The sequence below is a fragment of the Microbacterium sp. CPCC 204701 genome (genome assembly GCF_004010105.1).
Classification (GTDB): Bacteria; Actinomycetota; Actinomycetes; order Actinomycetales; family Microbacteriaceae; genus Microbacterium.
The window spans coordinates 1-3983 of record NZ_RRYE01000283.1; the positions used below are offsets into that span (position 1 = coordinate 1).

Annotated in this window: 4 protein-coding genes; 2 read left to right on the forward strand and 2 right to left on the reverse strand. The window is 69.2% G+C overall.

Features of this window, described 5'->3' with window-relative positions; translation table 11 throughout:
- Positions 1 to 782: SCO7613 C-terminal domain-containing membrane protein (locus EIO58_RS18875; RefSeq protein WP_205789288.1), on the forward strand; the 782-nt coding region annotated here is incomplete at its 5' end.
- 7 nt (positions 783 to 789) lie between these two features.
- Here the strand turns inward: EIO58_RS18875 and EIO58_RS13955 are convergent.
- Both EIO58_RS13955 and EIO58_RS13960 read right to left on the reverse strand, forming a co-directional pair.
- A complete protein-coding gene (locus tag EIO58_RS13955) occupies positions 790 to 1314 on the reverse strand; it encodes a glycine cleavage system protein R (RefSeq protein WP_127820044.1) in 525 nt (174 codons plus the stop codon).
- A 30-nt stretch (positions 1315 to 1344) separates the two neighbouring features.
- Complete coding sequence (locus EIO58_RS13960; RefSeq protein WP_164861714.1) at positions 1345 to 2010, reverse strand: DUF305 domain-containing protein; 666 nt, start codon at positions 2008 to 2010, stop codon at positions 1345 to 1347.
- Positions 2011 to 2349: 339 nt separating this feature from the next.
- On the opposite strand from EIO58_RS13960, the gene EIO58_RS13965 reads away from it, so the two are divergent.
- Positions 2350 to 3983 (forward strand): LVIVD repeat-containing protein (locus tag EIO58_RS13965; RefSeq protein WP_205789289.1); only part of this gene is annotated, 1634 nt, incomplete at its 3' end.

A 3983-nucleotide genomic window follows, 5' to 3' on the forward strand; every position in this document is an offset into this window, starting at 1 on the left:
CGGCCGCCGCCGCAGCGGCGGCGCGCGGGCTGCGTCTTCGCGCTGCCGAAGGGTCGTTCCCCGCGCGCACGAGGACCCTCGGCATCCCCGCCGTCCTCTACGTGGTCGTCGCGGCCTGGCCCGCGATCGAGCGCGACTGGTTCGCGATCTGGACGATGTGGGGCCTGATGCTGGTCGTGCTCGCATTCATGGTCGCGGTCGCGTTCCGTGGGCTGCGGCGGACGACGGCGCTGCCTCCCGTGCCCTTCCTGTTCGCCGTGTCGTTCGCGACCGCCGTGGTGGCGTGGAGCCCACGCGACCTCCGTGTCGAATGGTTCTCGCTGCCTCTCGGGCTCTTCCTGCTCGCGGCGGGCGCCGTCGCGCTGCGCGCGACCCCCGCCGAGGCACCCGCGAGGCCGTCCGTGCCGGCATGGCCGACGGGCTGGACGGGCTCCTGGGCACTGCTGGGTCCCGGGCTCACGGTGATGCTCAGCGCGTCGGTCGCGGCGACGTACACCGACCCGCGCACCTGGCGCGCGATCCTCGTCATGGCGATCGCGCTGGCGGCGATCCTGGTGGGCGCGACCCGGCGCCTGGCGGCGCCCTTCGTGATCGGCATCGTCGTGCTCCCGGTCGAGAACGTGCTCGCCTTCATGGTGCAGATCGGGCGCGGCATCGAGGCGATGCCCTGGTGGATCACGCTGTCGGTCGCCGGAGCCGTGCTGCTCATCATCGCGGTCGGCTACGAACGCCGCGCCGGCGACGACACGGGCATCGCGGCCCGGCTGCGCGATCTCGCGTAGCGGAGGGTCACGCGTCGAGGGTGACGTCCACCTGGATCTCGGCGGCGAGAAGCTCGAGCTCCGCGGTGAGCGCATCGAGGTCGACGGATGCCGGAACCCGCGCCGCGACCGTCGCCTCGAAGAGCCGGCCGCCGTACATCGCGGCCTCGCACGTCGTCGTGGTCATGCGGTCGATGCTCACGCCGTGCGAGCGCAGCACCGCAGAGATGTCGCGCACGATCCCCGGGTGACCGTTGCCGACGACCTCGAGCGTGAAGCTGCGCGCCGCAGCCGACTCGCGCTCGCGCTCCGCGGCAGCCGCACCGGAATGCACGGTCACCTTCAGCAGGCCCTCGAGGACGGCGAGAGCCTCGCGCAGCTCATCGGTGTGCTCCGGCGGGACCGAGATCTCGATGATCCCGGCGAATGCGCCCGAGAGCTCCGCGAGCTGGCTGTTCTCCCAGTTGCCACCGTGGTTTCCCACGACATCGGCCACGGCAGCGACGAGTCCGGCACGGTCATCGCCGACCACGGTCAGCACGAGCGTCGTCATGCGCTCACTGTAGCGAGCGGCGTCGCCTGCTCAACCTTCGCGCTGGGCGAGCAGGTCGCGCATGCGCGCGATCTCGATGGCCTGATCGGATTCGACATGTCGCGCGAACGCATCGATGTCGGACTCCTGACCGCCGCCCGACGCATACAGGTCGGCCACCATCTGGATGGCGCCTTCGTGATGCCTGATCATGTATTGGAGGAAGAGCACGTCGAACTCTTCGCCGCGCGCCGCCTCCAGCTGGGCCAGCTCCTCGTCCGTGAGGATGCCCGGCATCGGCTCGGACCCGTGCTCGCCGTGGGGCGCGTCCTGATCGCGTGCCGGCTCCCCCCGCTCCTGGAGCCACCGCTCGAGCTGCCGGATCTCGTCGGTCTGACTCACGTCCATGCGCTCGGCAAGCAGCTCGATGTCGCCGTCGTCGCTGCGTTCGTCGACATAGCCGGTCATCTGGATCGCCTGGGCGTGGTGGTGGAGCATGTCGCGAACGAAGGCGACGTCCTGCTCCACGTACCCGGGCGCCTCGAGCGCGTCCGCTTCCTCAGGGGAGAGCGTGCGGTTCGGCTCGCCCGGCGCGCCGAGCTGCACGACCGGCGTCGTGGGCAATGGCGCCGGATCCTCCTCGGCCGTGCAGGCGGTGAGCCCGAGCGCGAGCAGGGCTGCGGTGGCGACCGCAATCGATCGGACCGGCCTCGGCATCATCGCAACCTCTCGTCGGGCATGTTCCATCATGCGCTCTCGTGGAACTGCGCGACGGTCCGAAATCTAGATTTCACAAAAGTGGTAGCGGTAACCAACACGACCCCGATACATTCCCCCTAGTACGACCCCAGTTTGAGGAAGTATGCGAAGTGCGACCCCTGCGAGCGTGGATGTGTGCGGGATGCGCTTCGGACGGAGCAACCAACCGACATATCGATGACGCAGTGCCGATTCGGAAGGGGTAACCACCGCATGAAGAGAACGCCGACTCAGGGATCGAGGTGGCGAGCGCGGGCACTCGCTGCCGTCGGTGCCCTGGCACTTGGACTCTCGATGATGTCGGCGACCACAGCGGTCGCCGACGCCGACGCCGACCCGCGCGAAGGGCTGGCCGCCGGCTTGCACGACGCCGGGCAGGCCGCCAGCAACATCGCTCTGCTGTCAGCGCAGCAGAAGCAGTCGCCGTTCACGACCAACTCCGACCTCGCCTTCACGGGCGACTACGCGATCGCCGGCAACTACTTCGGGTTCCAGATCTACGACATCAGTGACCCCGCGGCACCGAGCCTGAGCGGCACCTTCGTGTGTCCAGGCGGACAGGGCGATGTCTCCGTGTACGGCGGCCTGCTGTTCATGTCGGTCGAATCGGCCCCGGGTCGCCTCGACTGCGGCACGACGCCCAGCCCCGCGACGAGCGACCCGCAGAACTTCCGCGGCGTCCGGGTCTTCGACATCAGCGACATCCTGAACCCGGTGCAGGTCACCGCCGTTCAGACCTGCCGCGGTTCGCACACCCACACCGTCGTGGAGGACCCGGACGACACCGAGAACGTCTACGTCTACGTCTCGGGCACCGGCGGCGCCCGCACGACGTCGCCGAACGTCCCCGGCGGCTGCACGAACGTCAACGGCAACACGATCGAGTCGCAGCTCGACGCAGAGGGCAACCCGATCCTCGGTGCCCGCTTCCTCGTCGAGGTCATCAAGGTTCCGCTGGCCGACCCGGCCGCTGCCGAGGTCGTCAACAAGGCGCGCCTGTTCACGGATGCCGCGACCGGAAGCCCCGCAGGCCTGTGGCCCGGTGGCAGCCACGGCGAGGGCATGCAGTCCACGTCGGCCACGGACGCCTGCCACGACATCACGGCCTATCCCGAGATCGGCCTCGCGGCCGGTGCGTGCGAGGGCAACGGCATCCTGATCGACATCAGCGACCCGGCGAACCCGGTGCGCATCGATGCGGTCACCGACCCGCGCTTCGCTTACTGGCACTCGGCGACGTTCAACAACGACGGCACCAAGGTCGTGTTCACCGACGAGTGGGGCGGCGGAAGCGGAGCCCGCTGCCGTGCGACGGATCCGCAGAACTGGGGCGCCAACGCCATCTTCGACATCGTCGACGGCAAGCTCGAGTTCCGCAGCTACTACAAGATGCCCGCGATCCAGACGGCGACGGAGAACTGCGTCGCTCACAACGGCTCGCTCGTCCCGGTTCCCGGACGCGACATCATGGTGCAGGCGTGGTATCAAGGCGGCCTCTCGGTGTTCGACTTCACCGACAGCGCCAACCCCGTCGAGATCGCGTTCTTCGACCGCGGTCCCAACGACGCGACCAGGCTCGTCACGGGCGGCTACTGGTCGACGTACTGGTACAACGGCCACGTCTACGGCAACGAGATCGGCCGCGGCTTCGACAGCCTGGCGCTGCAGCCGAGTGGGCATCTGAGCGCGAACGAGATCGCAGCAGCCGGCGAGTACGTGCTCGGCCTGTTCAATGCGCAGGCGCAGCCGAAGTACACGCATGCGCCGAGCTTCGCCGTCGTGCGGTCGTACGTCGACCAGGCTGAGCGGGCCGGCACGCTGTCGGGCAAGGCGCTCGAGCAGGTGCGCGGGCACATCGACAAGGCCGAGATGCTCGCCGCCGGCGCAAGCAGCCCGCGTGCGGTCGAGGCGCAGCTCACCAACGCCGCCCG